Annotated in this window: 14 protein-coding genes and 1 rRNA gene; all 15 read right to left on the bottom strand. The window is 40.4% G+C overall.

Annotated features, from left to right (window positions below; genetic code table 11):
• Positions 1-101 precede the first annotated feature (101 nt).
• A 16S ribosomal RNA gene (locus tag NQ560_RS04450) occupies positions 102-1,632 on the bottom strand.
• Between the two features lie 656 nt (positions 1,633-2,288).
• Positions 2,289-2,930: a metallophosphoesterase family protein gene (locus tag NQ560_RS04445; protein WP_005330727.1), complete on the bottom strand. Its 642-nt coding sequence runs from the start codon at positions 2,928-2,930 to the stop codon at positions 2,289-2,291.
• Between the two features lie 6 nt (positions 2,931-2,936).
• Complete coding sequence (locus tag NQ560_RS04440) at positions 2,937-4,862, bottom strand: BMP family ABC transporter substrate-binding protein (protein WP_005330726.1); 1,926 nt, start codon at positions 4,860-4,862, stop codon at positions 2,937-2,939.
• Between the two features lie 33 nt (positions 4,863-4,895).
• On the bottom strand, positions 4,896-6,266 hold the full coding sequence (radA, locus tag NQ560_RS04435) for a DNA repair protein RadA (RefSeq protein ID WP_005330724.1): 1,371 nt from the start codon (positions 6,264-6,266) through the stop codon (positions 4,896-4,898).
• A 139-nt stretch (positions 6,267-6,405) separates the two neighbouring features.
• Complete coding sequence (locus tag NQ560_RS04430) at positions 6,406-6,819, bottom strand: hypothetical protein (protein ID WP_005340894.1); 414 nt, start codon at positions 6,817-6,819, stop codon at positions 6,406-6,408.
• A gap of 54 nt (positions 6,820-6,873) precedes the next feature.
• On the bottom strand, positions 6,874-9,309 hold the full coding sequence (locus tag NQ560_RS04425) for an ATP-dependent Clp protease ATP-binding subunit (RefSeq protein ID WP_005330721.1): 2,436 nt from the start codon (positions 9,307-9,309) through the stop codon (positions 6,874-6,876).
• An 8-nt stretch (positions 9,310-9,317) separates the two neighbouring features.
• Complete coding sequence (locus NQ560_RS04420; protein ID WP_005330719.1) at positions 9,318-9,695, bottom strand: GntR family transcriptional regulator; 378 nt, start codon at positions 9,693-9,695, stop codon at positions 9,318-9,320.
• Between the two features lie 140 nt (positions 9,696-9,835).
• Positions 9,836-10,612, bottom strand: coding sequence for an acyl-CoA dehydratase activase (locus tag NQ560_RS04415; RefSeq protein ID WP_005330717.1), 777 nt, complete (start codon positions 10,610-10,612; stop codon positions 9,836-9,838).
• A 77-nt stretch (positions 10,613-10,689) separates the two neighbouring features.
• Positions 10,690-11,841, bottom strand: coding sequence for a double-cubane-cluster-containing anaerobic reductase (locus tag NQ560_RS04410; RefSeq protein ID WP_005330714.1), 1,152 nt, complete (start codon positions 11,839-11,841; stop codon positions 10,690-10,692).
• A gap of 137 nt (positions 11,842-11,978) precedes the next feature.
• Positions 11,979-14,126 (bottom strand): double-cubane-cluster-containing anaerobic reductase, encoded by a 2,148-nt coding sequence (locus NQ560_RS15640; RefSeq protein WP_005330712.1) that lies wholly within the window; start codon positions 14,124-14,126, stop codon positions 11,979-11,981.
• A gap of 3 nt (positions 14,127-14,129) precedes the next feature.
• Positions 14,130-15,251 carry a helix-turn-helix domain-containing protein gene (locus NQ560_RS04395; protein ID WP_005330710.1) on the bottom strand — a complete coding sequence of 374 codons (1,122 nt, stop codon included), beginning with the start codon at positions 15,249-15,251 and terminating at the stop codon, positions 14,130-14,132.
• A gap of 92 nt (positions 15,252-15,343) precedes the next feature.
• Positions 15,344-16,525 (bottom strand): mandelate racemase/muconate lactonizing enzyme family protein, encoded by a 1,182-nt coding sequence (locus NQ560_RS04390; RefSeq protein ID WP_005330708.1) that lies wholly within the window; start codon positions 16,523-16,525, stop codon positions 15,344-15,346.
• Between the two features lie 26 nt (positions 16,526-16,551).
• The gene (locus NQ560_RS04385; protein WP_005330705.1) at positions 16,552-17,313 is read right to left on the bottom strand and encodes an ABC transporter permease; all 762 of its coding nucleotides are present in this window, start codon (positions 17,311-17,313) and stop codon (positions 16,552-16,554) included.
• An 86-nt stretch (positions 17,314-17,399) separates the two neighbouring features.
• A complete protein-coding gene (locus tag NQ560_RS04380; protein ID WP_005330704.1) occupies positions 17,400-18,494 on the bottom strand; it encodes an ABC transporter substrate-binding protein in 1,095 nt (364 codons plus the stop codon).
• Between the two features lie 51 nt (positions 18,495-18,545).
• On the bottom strand, positions 18,546-19,340 hold the full coding sequence (locus tag NQ560_RS04375) for an ABC transporter ATP-binding protein (RefSeq protein ID WP_005330702.1): 795 nt from the start codon (positions 19,338-19,340) through the stop codon (positions 18,546-18,548).
• Positions 19,341-19,463 lie beyond the last annotated feature (123 nt).

The following is a 19,463-nucleotide window of genomic DNA, read 5'->3' as shown; positions in this document are numbered from 1 at the left end:
TGATTCAGCAAACAAGTTTGCTTCCTCATTTTTACAGTCCTGAGCCGCGCTCAGTCCTTGATGACTAAATAACAGACAACAACCCTTACTTTTTTCCTTAGAAAGGAGGTGATCCAGCCGCACCTTCCGATACGGCTACCTTGTTACGACTTCACCCCAGTTATCGGTCCCACCTTCGGCAGCTCCCTCCTTTCGGTTGGGTCACTGACTTCGGGCGTTACTGACTCCCATGGTGTGACGGGCGGTGTGTACAAGACCCGGGAACGTATTCACCGCAGCATTCTGATCTGCGATTACTAGCGATTCCAGCTTCATGTAGTCGAGTTGCAGACTACAATCCGAACTGAGACGTTATTTTTGAGATTTGCTCGGCCTCGCGGCTCTGCTTCCCTTTGTTTACGCCATTGTAGCACGTGTGTAGCCCTGGTCATAAGGGGCATGATGATTTGACGTCATCCCCACCTTCCTCCAGGTTATCCCTGGCAGTCTCTCCAGAGTGCCCATCCTAAATGCTGGCTACTGAAGATAAGGGTTGCGCTCGTTGCGGGACTTAACCCAACATCTCACGACACGAGCTGACGACAACCATGCACCACCTGTCACCGATGTTCCGAAGAAAAGCTTCCATTACGAAGCGGTCATCGGGATGTCAAGATCAGGTAAGGTTCTTCGCGTTGCTTCGAATTAAACCACATGCTCCACCGCTTGTGCGGGTCCCCGTCAATTCCTTTGAGTTTCATTCTTGCGAACGTACTCCCCAGGTGGACTGCTTATTGCGTTAGCTGCGGCACCGAATAGCTTTGCTACCCGACACCTAGCAGTCATCGTTTACGGCGTGGACTACCAGGGTATCTAATCCTGTTTGCTCCCCACGCTTTCGAGCCTCAACGTCAGTCATCGTCCAGTAAGCCGCCTTCGCCACTGGTGTTCCTCCTAATATCTACGCATTTCACCGCTACACTAGGAATTCCACTTACCTCTCCGACACTCTAGCTGCACAGTTTCCAAAGCAGTCCACAGGTTGAGCCCATGCCTTTCACTTCAGACTTGCACAGCCGTCTACGCTCCCTTTACACCCAGTAAATCCGGATAACGCTTGCCCCCTACGTATTACCGCGGCTGCTGGCACGTAGTTAGCCGGGGCTTCTTAGTCAGGTACCGTCATTTTCTTCCCTGCTGATAGAAGTTTACATACCGAAATACTTCATCCTTCACGCGGCGTCGCTGCATCAGGCTTTCGCCCATTGTGCAATATTCCCCACTGCTGCCTCCCGTAGGAGTCTGGGCCGTGTCTCAGTCCCAATGTGGCCGGTCACCCTCTCAGGTCGGCTACTGATCGTCGGCTTGGTGGGCCGTTACCTCACCAACTACCTAATCAGACGCGGGTCCATCTCATACCACCGGAGTTTTTACCACTGTACCATGCAGTACTGTGGTCTTATGCGGTATTAGCAGCCATTTCTAGCTGTTATCCCCCTGTATGAGGCAGGTTACCCACGCGTTACTCACCCGTCCGCCGCTCAGTCACAAAAGTCTTCATCCGAAGAATCGAACTTATGTGCTTCGCTCGACTTGCATGTGTTAAGCACGCCGCCAGCGTTCATCCTGAGCCAGGATCAAACTCTCGTTTAAAAATCTTAATTCCGATTTGACTCGGATTTAAAATCAAAGTTCGTTCCAGGTCAAGAAAACTACTAGCTTTCTTATCCCTTTTACTGTTTTAAGGTTGACATTGTCATTCAATGTCCGTTCTGAATTTTCTCTTAAAGAATCTTCAGGGTTGTTGTCTATTATTTAATTATCAAGGATCTTTTTCTTTGTTGTCGTCTCAGCGACAGCTTATTTATATTATCACATTCACAATCGCTTGTCAACAACTTTTTTATTTTTCTTTTTTGCTGTTTGTTCCGATCATCTCTGTCGTTCAAAACGGCTTATCTAGAATATCATTTCTATCGACATTTGTCAATAGGAAATTTCATTTATTTTTTTGCGTTCCCATGAGCTCTTAAGCACTTTCCAGTCTTGTCTCACGCGACAGCTTGTATAATATATCATGCCTGTCTAGAATTGTCAATATTGTTTTTATTATTTATTTTATTTGCACAATTTACACAATTTTAGTTATCACATTTCGCTTTACTTGTTCATATTTGCAGTTTGAATTACATTTCCCCCAAATTAATACCCAAAATTGCAATTAAAGTATCTTATTTGCGAGAAGAGTTTCCATTAAACGCAGTTTGACACGTAGCATTTCACTAAAATACTACGTGCCAGCCTTAAACTTATTGTTGTCCTACGATTTTTCCAAACTTCAATGGACTCATCTCATCATCTTCATAATCAAATACATATCTTTCATATGCATTGATAATATGTGTGTTTTTATATTTATCACATCTCTTATGCTGCCTTCCGTAAGTCATATGTACATGTCCATGTACGAAGAACTTCGGACTGTACTTCTCTATCAGCTCTATAAATACTTGAAATCCCTGATGTGGCAAATCTCTTCCGTCATTGATCTGATATGCCGGAGCATGTGTGACCAGAATGTCAAAACCACGGTGTTTTAGCAATTGAAACCATAGTTTCTTCACTCTTTTCCTCATTCCGCGTTCTGTAAACTGATATTTCCCACCACTATAACGCATGGAACCACCAAGTCCTAAAATTCGCAAGCCTTCAAATTCATAAATTTTATCATCAATGCAAATACAACCTTCTGGTGGGATACGATCATATTTTTCATCATGGTTTCCATGCACATACAGTACCGGAGCAGCTGCAAATGTTGTAAGAAAAGACAGATAATTTGGATTCAAATCACCACAGGATATAATTAAGTCCACACCTTCCAGTTTGCTTTTGTCAAAGAAATCCCAAAGGTATTTCGACTCTTCATCTGCAATTACCATTATTCGCATTGTTCTTTATCCCTTCCTCGTCTCAATCCCCTGTTGTGTAAGAACCGGTTTGGCCTGCTCCTGTAATTCTTCAATCTTTGGTATTCTTCCTATAATATTCTCTGCCAGCCAGTCCATCTCGATTACTTCTTCCGGAGACAGCGTTTCACCTTTCTTTTCCTTAAGTATATGTCCCTGTGCATACATCTGATCTGTAAATGTATGAAATTGTCCCGTTTTATAATTATGCTTTAATACATTGACCAGCCGGACTGTACCCGCCGGAAGTTTTTTTGAACAAATAACATCTACTACCCCTGTCGGCATTCCCCACCAGTAATTAATTGCTTTTTCCACATCGTTATCTTGTTCCCAGTTTCCTGCCATAATTGTACGGATCAGTTCTTCATAGAATTTTCCCCAGTGGCACAGTGGCATTGCAAGATTCTTCTGCTCACCTCCGCCACTTTCTCGATGATATACTCCATAAAAATGATTGTTATCATCTGGTACGATAATATCTTTTCCCGAAATACAATTCGGATCTATCTCGTCAATTCTTTTCTCAATATCCTGCTCTTTCAGCGTAGACCACTCTAAATACACCTTCGCTCTTGGATTTGTCATCTGCGCTCCAAGCGCAAATGCATTAATCTGTGCAATTGTTCCCAAAATCGGATAATCCGCAATATAGACAATCTTATCGTTTTCAGCCATTTCCCCTGCAATTGCTCCCATCAGGAACTTCGCCTCATGCATACGAGTATAATAAGTCCGGATGTAGCGGTGCGTCGTATTCAAAGAACAGTTTAAGATTCTTACTTCCGGATGTGTAATTGCCGCTCTTAAACTTTCCTGCGCAAATGTCGGAGTTGTCGTAAATATAATATTGCAACCCGCATGAATAGCTTCCTCCATGGCTGATGCTATATTTTTTTCTGTTACATTTTCATAACTTACAGTCGTGACTTCATTTGGAAATGTCTGCTCAAGATGCCTGCGTCCCAGTTCATGACCATATGTCCACGCAGAAGAATGTGGTGTCTTCGCATAGATAAATCCTACTTTCAAATGAGATGGTTCTTTATTGCCACCGAGAGGAAGCCATTTTTCAAACAGAGATGGCTTATCTTCTGTCGGAGTCATTTTCAATTCTACTTTTTCCTCATCATTATACTGAAGCAGAACAAATTCTTCCCATGCTTTCTTCACAAGTTCGTTAATTTCTTCTACTGACATTTCTTCCACTCGTTCATAACTGTATAGATGTAAAAATGAAAGGAATGCCTCTGCTGATGAAACTTCCAGTTCTTGTCCACCTTGTGCATGAAATGCCGCTGTAAATCTTGCATACACAGAACTGAAAATCAGTCTGTCATCATCTGTCCAGTACTCATCCGGATGTTTTCCCATCTCTTTTATGAGCTGTGCATACTGTCCTTCTTCTGAAAATGTAATATAATTTACTTTAGACACTCTGTAAAAATTCACAAATTCATAATAAATTTTTACGTTTTTATCATTCGTTTTCTTCGGAAGAATACGCGTTACCGTTCCCGGGATTGAAATTGCACCAAAAAATTTCATGACACTGACACGCTTATTTCCCTCTTCTACATAGAATTTATTCATATACTCCCACGCCTTGATCGGCTCATGAATTCCTTCCTTTTCATGAGAAGTGCTGAGTTTTGCCCATTTGATTGCAAACTCCGTATTACTCTCCAATATCGGCATAAAATTACTTGCAAATGCACTGCTTCTACCACTATATCTTGTTCCAACTATCTGATCGATCGGAATCTGAACAAGTCCCAGTGATTCTGTTGATAATGCCTCATCTGGTAATATTTCGTCCAAAGATTCCAAAGTCGGCTTCCTCCCTGCAAGAAGTCGGCTCTCATATTCTTTTTTCCCATAACGAAATGCTTTATTATAGTCTTTTAACGCCATCTTTTACCCTCCTGTTCCTATCTCTTTCAGCCGTTACACAAGATTCATAGCCTGGTTTACATTTTCTACTCCTAGTATCTCTATTCCTTCCATCTTTCCAATCGTCTTCATGGAAACTGCAGGGACAATACATCTTTTAAATCCCAGTTTTTTTGCTTCTGATACTCTCTGTTCCGGCATGGTCACGGCCCGCACCTCTCCACTTAATCCTACTTCGCCAAACACGATGGTATCCTCATCAATTGGGCGATTTTTATAGCTTGATGCAATCGCCATCACAATTCCTAAGTCTGCTGCCGGCTCATTCAGCCGGATTCCTCCTGCAATATTCACATATGCATCATACGCGGAAAGCGGCATTCCCATACGTTTTTCCAGAACTGCCATCAGAAGATTGACTCGGTTATAATCAAGCCCTGCTGCCGTACGTCTCGGCATTCCAAAGTTCGTCTTACATACAAGTGCCTGAATTTCCATGAGCATCGGTCTTGTTCCTTCCATTGCACATGCCACAACAGAACCCGATGCATTTTCCGGTTTTCCTGATAACATATACTCGGACGGATTCTCTACCTCCACCAAGCCACCTTTTTGCATCTCAAACACGCCAATCTCATTCGTAGATCCAAAACGATTCTTCACCCCACGCAGAATCCGGTAAGATGCATGTCTGTCTCCTTCAAAATATAACACTGTATCCACCATATGTTCCAATACGCGTGGGCCTGCAACTGTGCCTTCTTTTGTCACATGTCCTACAATAAATATTGAAATATTAAGTCCTTTTGCAAGTTGCATAAATACATTGGTCGATTCACGCACCTGAGACACGCTTCCCGGTGCCGACGCGACCTCTTCGTTATACATCGTCTGGATTGAGTCGATCACGACCATATCTGGATGCTGTTCTTCTATCACATGACGTATAATTCCAAGATTCGTTTCGCACAACAGAAACAAACTCTCAGAAAATGTTCCCATCCGATTCGCACGCAGTTTAATCTGCTTTAACGATTCTTCCCCGGAAATATATAATATCTTACGGCTTTGTCCTGATAACTTCTGACATACCTGCAGGAGAAGTGTTGATTTACCGATTCCCGGATCCCCTCCCACCAGCACAAGCGATCCAGGCACGATTCCACCACCAAGCACTCGGTCAAGTTCCAGAATCCCCGTCTGCATCCGCTCATCGTCATCAGTCGTAATACTGGAAAGTGTCACTACCTTCGCATCTTTCGCATCCCTTACCTGCTGCACTGCAGCCGTATTTCCTCTTGTTACTGAAACTTTCTCTTCTACAAATGTATTCCATTCCTTGCACATCGGGCACTGCCCAAGCCATTTGCTTTCTTCATGTCCACAGTTCTGACAGAAAAATATACTTTTTTTACCTTTTGCCATGTACGATTCCCTTACATCTTTTTTATACTTCTACTTATAAATCCACTCTTAAACCTTGATTTATCATTTCTTTTTTATTTCCATTTTACCAGAAAGGGGAAGCTACGCCTCTGCGAGCTCCCCCCGATGTTCTGCGTATTTACTTCTTGATAATCTTGATCTCAATCTCTTTATTCGGATCAAGTTCTGCGCTCACGCTCAGTTTTCCGCTTAAGTTCGTTGTCATATCGCCGACATTCACATCGTCCATATACACAACATATTCGCTGTCTGCTTCCAGCTCCAGTGTAATCTGCGCATCCTCAGTACCGGATACTTTAAAAGAAACCTCTCTCTCAGAAGCTTTAAAATCTTCTACTGCTGTTCCCGGAACGGATTCGTATACGAACATACCATTCTTTTCCAACTTTGTAATCTCAGAGAATGTCTTTACCTTATACACATCTCCCTGGAATTCAAATCCGTCCAGTTTTGTCTTGCTGCTCAGAGTATAGTCTCCAAAACCAAGTGCTCCGTCTGCTTCAGCTCTTAATAGCTCTTTCACTGCTGCCATTAGCTCTTTCCTCCTAAGGTTCATTTGTATTCATTATTATATATCAATTTATTTTTATTTGGTAGTCTTGACCTCAAATTTTATTTCTTTTTTCGATACGCCGGCAACGACTTCCTGACCACGCTTAATCTCACCTGCGAGAATTGCCTCGGCCAGACTGTCTTCCAGTTCACTTTGTACTGCACGTCTTAACGGTCTTGCTCCATATTTCTTATCGGTTCCTTTTTCCATAATCAGCTTTTTCACAGAATCACGCACCGTCAAATGAATATCCAGCTGTTCTTTTGCACGCTTGACCACCTCCTGGCACATCATTCCCGTAATCTTTTTAAGTTCCGGTTCACCTAGCGGATGAAATACAAGGATCTCGTCAATTCGATTCAGGAATTCCGGACGGAAGACAAGCTTGATCTCATTCATAACATTCATCTTCATACGCTTGTAATCTTCCTCTTGATTCTCCTTATTGCCAAATCCTAGCCTTTTGGGATCAATGATCGCCTGTGCGCCTGCATTCGACGTCATAATAATGACCGTATTCCGAAAATCAACTTTTCTACCCTGAGAATCTGTAATATGTCCATCATCTAATACCTGCAGTAAAATGTTAAATACATCCGGATGTGCTTTTTCAATCTCATCAAAAAGGATCACTGAATACGGATGTCTTCGCACCTGTTCGCTTAACTGTCCACCTTCCTCGTGGCCAACATATCCCGGAGGCGAACCGATCATCTTTGCCACACTGTGCTGTTCCATATATTCGGACATATCAACACGGATCATGGCATTCTCATCATGGAATAATGCTTCTGATAATGCCTTTGACAATTCCGTCTTACCAACTCCGGTCGGTCCAAGGAATAAAAATGAGCCAATCGGGCGCTTTGGATCTTTTAGCCCCACACGCCCCCTTCGTACAGCTTTCGCCACAGCCGTAACTGCTTCTTCCTGTCCAACCACTCTCTTGTGAAGCGTCTGCTCTAACTTTTGCAAGCGCACACCTTCAGATTCCTGAAGCTTCTGCACCGGAATCTTCGTCCAGTCAGATACGACCGCTGCCACTTCCTCTTCTGTTACAAGTGGTTTTCTGCCCGCCTGCTTTTTCTGAAAACGCTTCTTCGTCTGCATAATCTTTTTCTGAGCATCTTCTTTCTCTGCCCGGATCCTGGAAGCCTCCACAAGATCACCTGCAAGAATTGCCTCTTCCATCTTTGCTTCGTAATTACCAAGAACCTTTTCCAGTTCATAGATATGCTCCGGTGTCTTGAATCCACTAAGACTCACTTTCGCACAAGCTTCATCAATCACATCAATTGCCTTATCCGGAAGAAAACGGTCACTGATGTAACGTGCAGAAAGTGTAACTGCCGCCTGAAGAGCTTCATCTGTGATCTCTACATGATGATGGGCTTCATATCTGCTTTTTAATCCTTTTAAAATATCCTTACATTGCTGTTCATCTGGTTCTTCCACTGTAATTGGCTGGAATCTTCGTTCCAGTGCCGCATCTTTTTCAATGTATTTCCGATATTCCGCAATCGTTGTTGCTCCGATCAATTGAAGTTCTCCTCTTGCAAGAGACGGTTTCAGAATATTAGATGCGTCCATTGCGCCTTCAGCACCGCCTGCGCCGATGATTGTATGCACTTCATCCAGGAATAAAATAACATTTCCCGCCGACTTTACTTCCTGCAAAAGTCTCTTCATACGTTCTTCAAATTCACCACGGTATTTTGTACCTGCGATCATACTTGCAAGATCTAACGTATAGACCCGCTTGTCACGCATTCCTTCCGGTACAATGCCACTTGCGATCTGTGCGGCAAGTCCTTCTACCACTGCTGTCTTACCGACTCCTGGCTCTCCCACCAAACACGGATTGTTCTTCGTTCTTCTGCCAAGTACCTGCATCAGGCGGTGAATCTCTGCTTTTCTTCCAATGACCGGATCAAGCTTTCCTTCTTCTGCCTGCATAGTCAGATCTGTACCATACTGGTCTAAAATCCCATCTTTTCTTTGATATGCCTCTTGAAGCTCCTCTTGATATTCCTTGATATCCACGCCGAGAACTTCCAGCGTATCCTGCATGATTTTCTGTATATTTACATTGAGTGTCAGAAGTATTCTGGTTGCAACACTGTCCGGTTCCCGAAGGATTGCAAGGAGCATATGCTCTGTTCCAATTGCCTCTGATTGAAAACGGATTGCCTCTTCCTTGCTTTCCTCCAGAGTATATTCAAGTCTCGGACTTCTCTTTGGCTTTTCCTGAAAAGTCACTTCTCCGACCGGTGAGATCAGTTCATCTACAATCTTATATAAATTTGCTTCTTCTACACCATTCGCTGACAATATCTGTCCCGCCACACCTGTACATACCCGCATAAATGCAAGCAGCAGATGTTCTGTTCCTACATATGGATGATCCAGTTCTCTGGCAATCTTTTCCGCTTTTTTCAGCACTTCTTTTGCTGGTTCTGTATAATTCATGCTGTCTGTTATTCCTTTCCACCGTATTCATCAAATAATTCATCCACCATCTCGTGAACTTCTTCTCTACTGACATTTTTAAGACTTCCCTTAGCCAGCGCGATTCTTAGCGCACGCTTTACTTCTGCATAAGCCTTTGCCTTATCTGCATCAATTGCAATCACAGCACCACGTCTGCGGTCAAGCTGGATAAATCCTTCCTGCTTCAATATGGAATATGCTTTATTCACTGTATGCATATTGATGCCTACCGTATCCGCAAGCTGACGGACAGATGGAAGGGATTCTCCTTCTTGGATCGTCGCAGTCGCAATTCCCATAATAATCTGATTCTGTAATTGCACATACAGTGCCTCATCACTGTTAAAATCAATCTCTATCAGCATCGTATCACCCTCATTATCTCTTTTGTTCTATCCTTACGGATGATTTCATGAACAGATTAAGTTTTCTGTTATACATCTAATATAACATACAAAAAAGGAGCTTACAACAAAAATGTAAAACTCCTTTAATCCAGACTTTCCTAGTTCTTCTTACCTTTCTTTACTGCTCCAAGTGCCGCACCGATTGCTCCTGCATAACGGCTCTGCGGATCTGTCTTAACTTCCATGCCAAGTTCCTTTGTCAGCGCTTCACTGATATAGCTGCACTCGCAGAGACCACCAGTCAGGCAAAGCATCGGACGATCTTCACTCATACGATTTGCCTGTGCTGCAACTTTTCGTACGATAGAATCAACCACTGCAAATGCGATATTTTCCTTCTTCTCTCCCTGACCAATGAGACTTATGACCTCAGACTCTGCAAATACCGTACACATAGAACTGATCGTTACACCTGAGCCTTCTCTTGCAAGCTCACACATCTCATTTGGACGCATGGACAATGTATTTGCCATAATTTCCAAGAATCTTCCTGTTCCGGCAGAACATTTATCATTCATCATGAAATCTTTTACAAATCCCTGTTCTACACAGATAATCTTTGTATCCTGTCCACCGATATCAATGATTGTCATATCTTTATTATCAAAAATCCAGACAGCCCCCATAGCGTGACAGGTAATTTCTGTAATCATCTTATCTGCATATGGCACAGACACACGGCCATATCCAGTAGCAACACATACATTTTCTGCAGGATCCGCATCATTTTCCACAAGCTTCTTACGAATCTCTTCTGCCGTATCCACACTGCTCCATCCTGTCGGCTGCACAAACTCAAGAACAATTTCTTTGTTCTCGTTCATAACAACAGTCTTGGCACAAGTAGATCCAATATCAATTCCTATAAACTTCATATCTTAGCTTTCCCTCTCATGAATTTACACAACATGAATTTCAAAATTCATGTTAAAATAGTCTGTAACCGGCAATCTTACAACATTTCAATAAATGCTGCAATCCTTGTATTGAGCTGGCCGACATCTGCCTGAGAATAATCTGTCTCCACATTAATGTATGGAATTCCTTTTTCCTCATTTACAAACTTGCGGATTGCACGAGTCTCAACGTTATATGTATGACAGGCCTGAAGTGTCATCTCAAGAACTCCGTCAACCTGATACTCGTCAATCAGGCGTCCCATAAGATCAAAACGATTCGGGTTTGGTGTCATAACTGAACAACCGATTGCCAGATATCTCTCTGCAATTGCCTGGTAAATATCCTCAGCGTTTTCATCAACAAGGCGATCGATGGATTTAGCTCCAGTACAGTTTTCATAAGTTACGACAACACCACCATTATCCTCAACAGCACGGATTACTTTCTCAGTTGCTCCTCCGATTGGGCATCCTGTAATCAGAATTCTTGGTTTCTTCTCCAGCATCTTTCCAGATGCATACTCTGCCTCAATCTTGTCAACAAGGGCATTCACTTCTCCGGCAATCTCAGAACGATTTAATTTGAATGTACTTCCGTACAGAACCTTGAACAGATCATGTCCACTGATTGGAGCCGGATCATGCTGCATAACTTCATAAAGACGCTTCAGTGCTTTTCTTGCTTCATTCTCAATTTTAACAGCTTTTCTTACATCTTCATCTGTAATCGTTACTTCAAATCTTTTCTCAAGATATTCTTTAAAACGGATAATCTCTTTCTTCCAAAGCTTCAGTGCTTCTGGTCCTTGAGTATTTGGCAGTTCCATTATAAACACATCTTTGAACTCGCCCATCAACTCATACATTTTCTTCTTACCATCGCATGTAGTCTCCCCAACAACTACATCTGAGAAATAGAAGAACGGACATTTATCTGTCTTTGCAAATCCGTAACTGGATTTGATCAATGGACATAAGTTCTTCGGAAGGTCTTTTTCTGCTTCCGGAATTGTCTCATCAGATGTGGAACACAGGCTGACTGTTGAAGCTCCCATAGCCATAGCAATCTCTTTTGGGAAATATGTACAATAAGCTCCTACTACTGGTGTTCCCTTGTCTTTCAGTTCTTTCATCATAAGAAATGATTTCTGTCTCTGCTCAGCAAATTCTTCAAAAACCTCTGGCAAATCTTTAATAATCTCCATATTCTTTCACCTCATCAAATTTATTAGTATCTATAAACGGACACAATTAACCATTCTGTTTAAAATTTTAGACTTTTAAAGCATAATATGCAAATTGATTTTTTCTATAATTGTATTGCTTTTATAGATTGTTTCTATTATTCATCACTGTTTTTCATTCTGTCTATTTCCATGGCAACCAAAAGTTTTTCGCACTCTGCCCCATCGCGATTGTCCAGATCCAGCATATCATTTAACCGGGTCAGACGTGGAAGTAGCGTATTCCTGTGAATCTTTAGTTTTGCCGCTGTCTGAGACACATTTCTTTTCATTCTCAGATACCAGTAGAGTGTCTCATACAGATTTCTTCCTGTCTCTTCATCTTCACATCTGATCTGCTCCAGCTCTTTTAACTTAAATCCATTTTCGCCAACTTTCCGGCTGATGTAAGAAATAGCCAGTTCATGATAATATTGCTCTATCAAATACAAATGTTTCCCCGGTGCACGGTTCCTTGCAAGTTCAAACACTTCCTGCTGCAACCTTTTATTTTCACTTAAGTTTTGCTCAGCTTTAACACCATTTCCAATCAGTATCTTTCCATCACAATCATAAATGAATTCTTTACACAACCGGATCAGCAAGGCACGATCCTCTTTACCTCGTATATTGGTTATTAAGATACTGTTGTCTTTCTGCTTTTCAACAACCGAAGAAAACTCTTTAGTTTCTTCAATTTTTCCTGCAAGTCTTGCTGCCAGAGAAGTATCTGTCGCCAGTATCCACAAATAGTCCGGCTGACGTTTTTGATTGTTCCCTGTATTTTTTCTGTTCTTCTGATACATGGAAAAGCTCTTTGCAAGAATATCTGCAAGTTCCTGCACTTGTATCTTTCGCTGATCATCAAGAATCACTGCTTCAATCCAAACACCGTCTAAACACTCATGTACTATACGTTGCGCATCTACTGTGACCTGTTCTTTTCCAACTTCATACAGAACTTCCTGATTTCTCCTTGAAAATCTGACCGGAACTCCAGTATAATCCCATACGTTTTGCAAAATCTCTTCAAAACATTTTCCACCTGAAATGCCTGATACGATCAGTTTATAACAATAATTCATATCCAGTTCTTTCTTGCCACTTTTATCTGCCTGAATCATCTCAATAAAAGCGGCAAGTCTCGTAGATATCTGTCCTTTATCTGCCGACGAGTAATCTGTATCAATAGAAATGTATGGGAGATTCTTTTCTTCATTTACAAACTTTCGGATATAAATAGATTCCGCACCTGTCGCATGGCAGCCTGACAGAATCATTTCCACAACTCCATCTACATGATATTCCTCAATAATTCGTCCGATTAATTCAATTCGATTGTCGTTCGGCGTCATAATAGAGCAACCTGTAGATAAATATCTTTTCGCTATTGCCCCATAAATGTCTTCCTGAGTCTCATCCACCATCTGGTCAAGCGTCTTTACCCCACTGCAGTTTTCTACCGCAACAACTACTCCGCCATTTTCTTCGATTCCTTCCAGAATCTTCATTGTATCTCCGCCAATCGGACAGCCTGTCACCAAAATTCTCGGTCTGCTCTCAAGATGCTTTCCCTGATGATATTCTTCCAATATCTTTTCTGTAACAGCATCCACCAGCTCCGGTGTCGTCTTAAAATCAAACCGATACTTAGATCCATTGATCATCTTCTGGATATCCGTACCAAAAACCGGTGCCGGATCAAGCTTCATCACTTCACATAATTCCTTTAGGGATCTGCGAATCTCATTACTCAGATGCACTGCATGATGAATCATCTCATCCGTAATAATAACATGGAAAAATTCTTCAAAGTATTCCTTTGTCCTTATGACTTCCCGTCTCCAGAATTCCAGCCCTTTCTCAGACTGGCTGTTTGGAAGTTCCATAACAAACACCGGCTTAAATTCAGCCATCAGTTCATACATTTTTTTCTTTCCATCACAAGTTGTCTCACCAATCACAAGATCTGCAAAATGGAAAAATGGGCATTTATCCTCGATTGCAAAACCATAACTCGATTTTACAAGTGGACACATACTCTTAGGAAGTTCACGCTCTGCTGCCGTAACTGTTTCATTCGAAAAAGAGCATAAGCCGACCGGGATTGCACCTACCGCCATTGCAAGCTCTGTTGGAAAATATGCACAATACATTCCAACAACAGGTACACCTTTGTCTTTATACTCTTTTACCTCTAAAAAGGCTTCCCGCCTTTTTTCTCCAAATTCTTCAAATATCTCTGGTAAATCTTGTACAAGTTTCATGCTCTAGTCCTCTGAAGATTTCGACAGGTCATACATAATCATAAATGCGAGAAGTTCTCTCGAAATCTCATTATTGTTAATATCTAATTCCAGACAATCTTTTATCTGCTTTAATCTATACACCAATGTATTTCTGTGAACATGAAGTTTTTCCGCTGCCATCGTCACATTGTTTTCGCATAATAAATACATTTTCAATGTATCATAAAGCTCTGTGTGATTCTTCTCATCTTCCTTTATCAAGTTCAAAATCGAATAGTCACTCAGTCCTGCCTCTTCGATTAAAGGTAATGTATAAGAAAAAATACCCTGAAGATACCAATCTTTTTCTCTTTTAACCCCTCTGACATCACATATCTTCGGAATCCGTTCCATCTGTTTTAGCAAATCTCTTTTTGTTCTACAGTCATTGATATCTTCAAATGTCTCACTCATATAGCAGTTCAGATTTTCTTTCTGCGCCATCTGATAAATCTTTTGCGCATTCTTTTCAGAAACCTGATATAGCACAACCGTCAGGGAGTGTTTCTCTTCATACAAGTAAAAATGCTCCCAGATTCTTCCCAGTTTTGCTGCCTCTACCGCCATATCAGAAAAATCATCTGTAAACAAAGCCATCAAATAATTTCCTTTTAATGTATGACTCTGCTCCGATTCCACAAAATGCTGTCCTTCAAAAATCATCCAACCGATAATATAGTCTTTGAGCGAAAGATTTAAGTACGTATTCTTCTGCTTCTCTTCAAAATATTGTCTTGCTGTTTCCGTCAGAATTGTTCCTAATTCTTCAAAAAACGTCCAAAACTCTTCATTACTATAGTGAATAATGATATATCCAATATTTTTCTTCTTATCCTTCACCGCAGCAACCGTCTGGAACTCTCCATTCGGTGACACTTCCTCAAAGAAATAAGGATAATCTTCCAATGTTACATGCCCTTCTATAATCGAACGCATGCTCTGGTCTTTTCCCGAACAGGCATAAGCCAGAATCTCTCCGGACTCCGACACAAAAAATATCCCGGCATGAGTATATTCATATACCTTGTTTGCTATATATCCCAATACATCATCCTCGAGCATTGATTCAAATATAAATTTATAACAGACATCAATTTCAAACATATCCACACTCTCCAATATGGATATTATTTATCAAGATGAATTTTCTGTCAAATAGATTTCTTTTGAAAGATATATTGCTTTTATCAATAAGCTTATTCGATCGTTGTCACCTTTCCATTTGTGAAACAATAATCTGTCAATTCATTTCCAATACCAGGAAAATCCGGAACTGCAATATATCCATCAACTGGCTGATAATCATATTTACATAATTTTTTATTGTAGTCATATCGATTATACACATGATGTTCATGTATCGTAAAGTTTGGAATTGCTGCTTCTAACTGTAAAGCAACCGCTGTTGACAATGGGCTTGCACACACATGTGCCTGTACTCCTACATCATAAATGTGAGCTAAATCGCATATTTTTTTTGCTTCCGTTAATCCTCCACAGTTACCGATATCTGGCTGAATCAACTGAATGGAACCATCTTCAAAATATGGTGCATATCCCCATCTTGAATAAATTCTTTCTCCCTGAGCAATTGGGATATTTAATTTATCACAGACAAATTTATTCATCTTCGGATTTGGTGTAGTTGGTTCTTCAAAAAACAGTATATTATATTTTTTCGCCTGTTCTCCCAGTTGCACTGCGACCTGCGCATCTATATAGGAATGATTTTCCATAATAATATCTACATCTGGTCCAACTGCCTCTCTGACGGCTGCAAGGCGGTCAATTACAACATGGACATGATATGGATCAAGCACTCTTGTTGTCTCCTCAGAGCTATAGCGGTATCCTTTCGGATCGAATGTAAAAAAGTCAATTTTTATAGCATCATAGCCTTCCGAAACAGCTTTTTTTGCATTTGCAACATAATCTTCAATCTGATATGCCGGTGTTTTTCTTTCTCCCCAGCCAAATTGGAGCTGACTTGCATAACAGCGAAGCTTATCTCTCATTTTCCCGCCAAGCAACTGATATACTGGAACATTAAAATATTTTCCTTTTATGTCCCATAACGCAATATCTAATGCAGAAATTCCTGCAAATACAATCGGTCCCCCATTTTGTGCCCAGAAAGTCGATTTATATAATTTTTCCCAAATAACTTCTGTATCCAACGGGTTCATACCGATTATCAATTTTGCCAGATCCTGAATCATTCCATATGCCGCTGTAGATCCAACACCATATGCAATTGCAGCTTCCCCATCTCCATATAATCCTGTATCTGTATAAACGCGACACACTATCGGACGCCATCCCGGCTGATCATCCGGTTTATCCTCAATCTGAATTGCATCTACTTTTGTAATCTTCATATTTATTTGCCTCCTTTGTCTTTCTGTTAATTAATTGTCCATCTTAAAATACGGTTTTTCATTTTTTCGAATATCTGCATAACAATAACCAGAACTACAACCATGAAAATGAAGCCACTCCACGCCTCACTGTAAAGTCCATATTCTGCAAATTTTTTTACATAAAATCCCATACCAAATTTTGCGCCATACATTTCAGCATATACAAGCACTACAAAGGATCCTCTAAGAGATGTAATAAACCCTGACATAATAGACGGCATTGCTGCAGGTAAGATTACCTGAAACATCTTTTCTACCGGATTTAACTCCAAAGTTTTTGCTTTATCAAGATAAACTTTGTCTATCGTCATAATACCATTAATTGTAGCAAAAAATGTAGCCCAAATTGTATTGTAGACCACCAGGAACAAAGAAGCTATTCTAAAACTTGGAGCCATAAGCAGCGCAAATGGGGACATCAAAATAGATGGAATTACACTAATTGAGTAAACCACCGGATGAACCACTTTCCGAATTTTTTTACTCATCCCAAGAATAGTCCCACCAACTATCGCAATTACAACAGCAATAATAATAGCTGGAATCATTAATTGAAATGAATAAAACATATTCATAAATAATGTACCAATATTTTCTTTAAAAGAATTTGCAACTTTGCTTACCGCAGGGAAAAGATATCCACCAAAAAGCTGGTTATCTGCGATATACTTGTACCCAAAAAACATAGCCAGATAAATACAACCTGTTATCCAATAATCCTTTATAAATTTTAAAACTTTTCGCATAGATACCTCCGAACCATTACCTTCTTAAAAAACCCAATTCCGCAGTATAAAACGGCGGAATTGAGTTATTTGTTAATTATCTCTTATTACTGATCGTTTTCTTCAAAGAATTTAACTCTTCCATCATAGAAATCTGGATCTTCATCATGATATTCTGCTACACACTCATCAAGAGCTTCTTTGTAAAGTTCTGTGTTAATATGATCTTCAATGTTGATTTTGTCAGCATCTGCCTGATCAATGAATCCCATCTTAATCATAGCCTCCCATGTCTTAACTACAGAATTCTTACACGGATCTACACTGGAAACATAATTATCATTTAACAGATATGCTGCAACATAATCTTCTTCTGCACCGATTTCTTTTGCAAGAATTTTTACACACTCTTCTTTATTTGCAAGATACCACTGCTCAGCACGAATCAGAGATTTCAGAAGAAGTTTTACAGTTGTAGGATTCTTCTTTACAAAATCAGTATTCATGTTCATACGGCAGCATCCATAGTTTGGTACAAGATCATCTAACCATGCTTTAATCTCAATTTGATCATTATTACCTACTGCATATAACTGGTCTCCACTAAGTACTGCATAGTCAGCTTCTCCGGAAACTACTGCTGCAAGACGGTCACTGTTTGTACTATATGTAAGCCATTCAACATCATTATTAGGATCAATTCCTGCATCTAATAATGCCATACCTACTACCGGATGTACCCCTGCATATGCAAATTTAGAACCTTTCAGACTTGTAACATCTTTATACTGAGTATCTTTCTTTCCAATAATATACATACCTTTCAGCATATAGCCACCAACGATTGAAAAATCAGAACCTGTGGAGATAAACTGAAGCGGGTTATTTGTTCCCTGGTTAGATGTTACATCAACCTGTTTTGCCTGAAGTGCCTGAAGTGCTGCTGTTGAAGACTCAACTGGATCTTCAATTACATTGATTCCAACTTCATCAAAATATCCCTGCTGTTTTGCAATTGTAACAAGAATATTTCCACTATTTGCTCTTGCCCAGTGAATTGTATCCACTTCTGGAGTTTCTTTGTTGTCTGTGTTTTCTGTTTTTGTCTCTTCCTTTTTATCATCAGATGAATTTCCACCACATGCTGTAAGGCTGAAAGTCATTGCTGCTGCAAGAAGAAGTGAGATAATTCTCTTTTTCATTTGTTCTCTCCTTTTTAGTTAAATATTTTTATTTGCAAATAGATTTCTCTATTATTGCACGGTTTGTACATGTGCTTCCACATCTTGATTAATTTGACGAAGCAGTTCATTTCTAAGTTTAATTGACTCTGGATCTTCAAATCTGGAATCTCTCGTAGTACGTTTCTCATCTGGTATCTTTACATCAAAAATTATATTACTTGGTGATTGTCCAAGCACAATAATCCGATTAGCCAAAATCATTGCTTCATCTACATCGTGTGTTACAAAAAAGACCGTCTTTTTATCTTCCTGTTTTTCCCAAAGTTTTAATACCATATCCTGAAGCATGGAACGGGTTACGGCATCAAGTGCACCAAACGGTTCATCCATAAGAAGAATTGGTGGGTCAATTCCAAATGCACTGGCAATCGCACATCTTTGTTTCATGCCACCAGACAATTCTTTAGGGTATTTACGGTAAACTGATTCATCTAATCCTACCGCTTTTAATAGCTCAATCGTTCTTTCTTTCAGATGATTTTTATCCCAGTCCGGAAATTTCTTTTTTAATGCCAACGTTATATTGGCTCCGGCTGTTTTCCAAGGGAACAAGCCATAATCCTGAAATACTACTCCTCGATTCAAACTTGCACCATGTATTTTTTCTCCATCGACTAAAATTTCACCTGTTGTACAATCTTCCAACCCAGCAATCAGGCGCAACAAAGTACTCTTTCCACAACCAGATTGTCCCAGAATACAAACGAATTCTCCACCTTCTACATCCACATTAATGTCTTTCAAAACTAACTTATCACTGCCTGCATAAGAAAATGAAACATCATGAATTTTTATATCATGCATTTAGTTTTCTCCTTTTTCATTAAATTTCCGATAGGTACTTATAACATTTATGTCAATCAAAAATATTTTCCTACATCATGTCTATCACAGTTGTTTATTATAAATATGCTTTTTTTATTTTTC

This window comes from Dorea formicigenerans (assembly GCF_025150245.1).
GTDB classification, from domain to species: Bacteria; Bacillota; Clostridia; order Lachnospirales; family Lachnospiraceae; genus Dorea; species Dorea formicigenerans.
The sequence above is the reverse complement of the archived record's forward strand: the minus strand, read 5'-3'. Positions and strand labels throughout refer to the sequence as shown.

What these genes read in the sequence shown, in the direction of transcription:
- NQ560_RS04445 (WP_005330727.1), bottom strand. Translation starts at nt 2,930, where the DNA reads ATGCGAATAATGGTAATTGCAGATGAAGAGTCGAAATACCTTTGGGAT.
- NQ560_RS04440 (WP_005330726.1), bottom strand. Translation starts at nt 4,862, where the DNA reads ATGGCGTTAAAAGACTATAATAAAGCATTTCGTTATGGGAAAAAAGAA.
- radA (WP_005330724.1), bottom strand. Translation starts at nt 6,266, where the DNA reads ATGGCAAAAGGTAAAAAAAGTATATTTTTCTGTCAGAACTGTGGACAT.
- NQ560_RS04430 (WP_005340894.1), bottom strand. Translation starts at nt 6,819, where the DNA reads ATGGCAGCAGTGAAAGAGCTATTAAGAGCTGAAGCAGACGGAGCACTT.
- NQ560_RS04425 (WP_005330721.1), bottom strand. Translation starts at nt 9,309, where the DNA reads ATGAATTATACAGAACCAGCAAAAGAAGTGCTGAAAAAAGCGGAAAAG.
- NQ560_RS04420 (WP_005330719.1), bottom strand. Translation starts at nt 9,695, where the DNA reads ATGCTGATAGAGATTGATTTTAACAGTGATGAGGCACTGTATGTGCAA.
- NQ560_RS04415 (WP_005330717.1), bottom strand. Translation starts at nt 10,612, where the DNA reads ATGAAGTTTATAGGAATTGATATTGGATCTACTTGTGCCAAGACTGTT.
- NQ560_RS04410 (WP_005330714.1), bottom strand. Translation starts at nt 11,841, where the DNA reads ATGGAGATTATTAAAGATTTGCCAGAGGTTTTTGAAGAATTTGCTGAG.
- NQ560_RS15640 (WP_005330712.1), bottom strand. Translation starts at nt 14,126, where the DNA reads ATGAAACTTGTACAAGATTTACCAGAGATATTTGAAGAATTTGGAGAA.
- NQ560_RS04395 (WP_005330710.1), bottom strand. Translation starts at nt 15,251, where the DNA reads ATGTTTGAAATTGATGTCTGTTATAAATTTATATTTGAATCAATGCTC.
- NQ560_RS04390 (WP_005330708.1), bottom strand. Translation starts at nt 16,525, where the DNA reads ATGAAGATTACAAAAGTAGATGCAATTCAGATTGAGGATAAACCGGAT.
- NQ560_RS04385 (WP_005330705.1), bottom strand. Translation starts at nt 17,313, where the DNA reads ATGCGAAAAGTTTTAAAATTTATAAAGGATTATTGGATAACAGGTTGT.
- NQ560_RS04380 (WP_005330704.1), bottom strand. Translation starts at nt 18,494, where the DNA reads ATGAAAAAGAGAATTATCTCACTTCTTCTTGCAGCAGCAATGACTTTC.
- NQ560_RS04375 (WP_005330702.1), bottom strand. Translation starts at nt 19,340, where the DNA reads ATGCATGATATAAAAATTCATGATGTTTCATTTTCTTATGCAGGCAGT.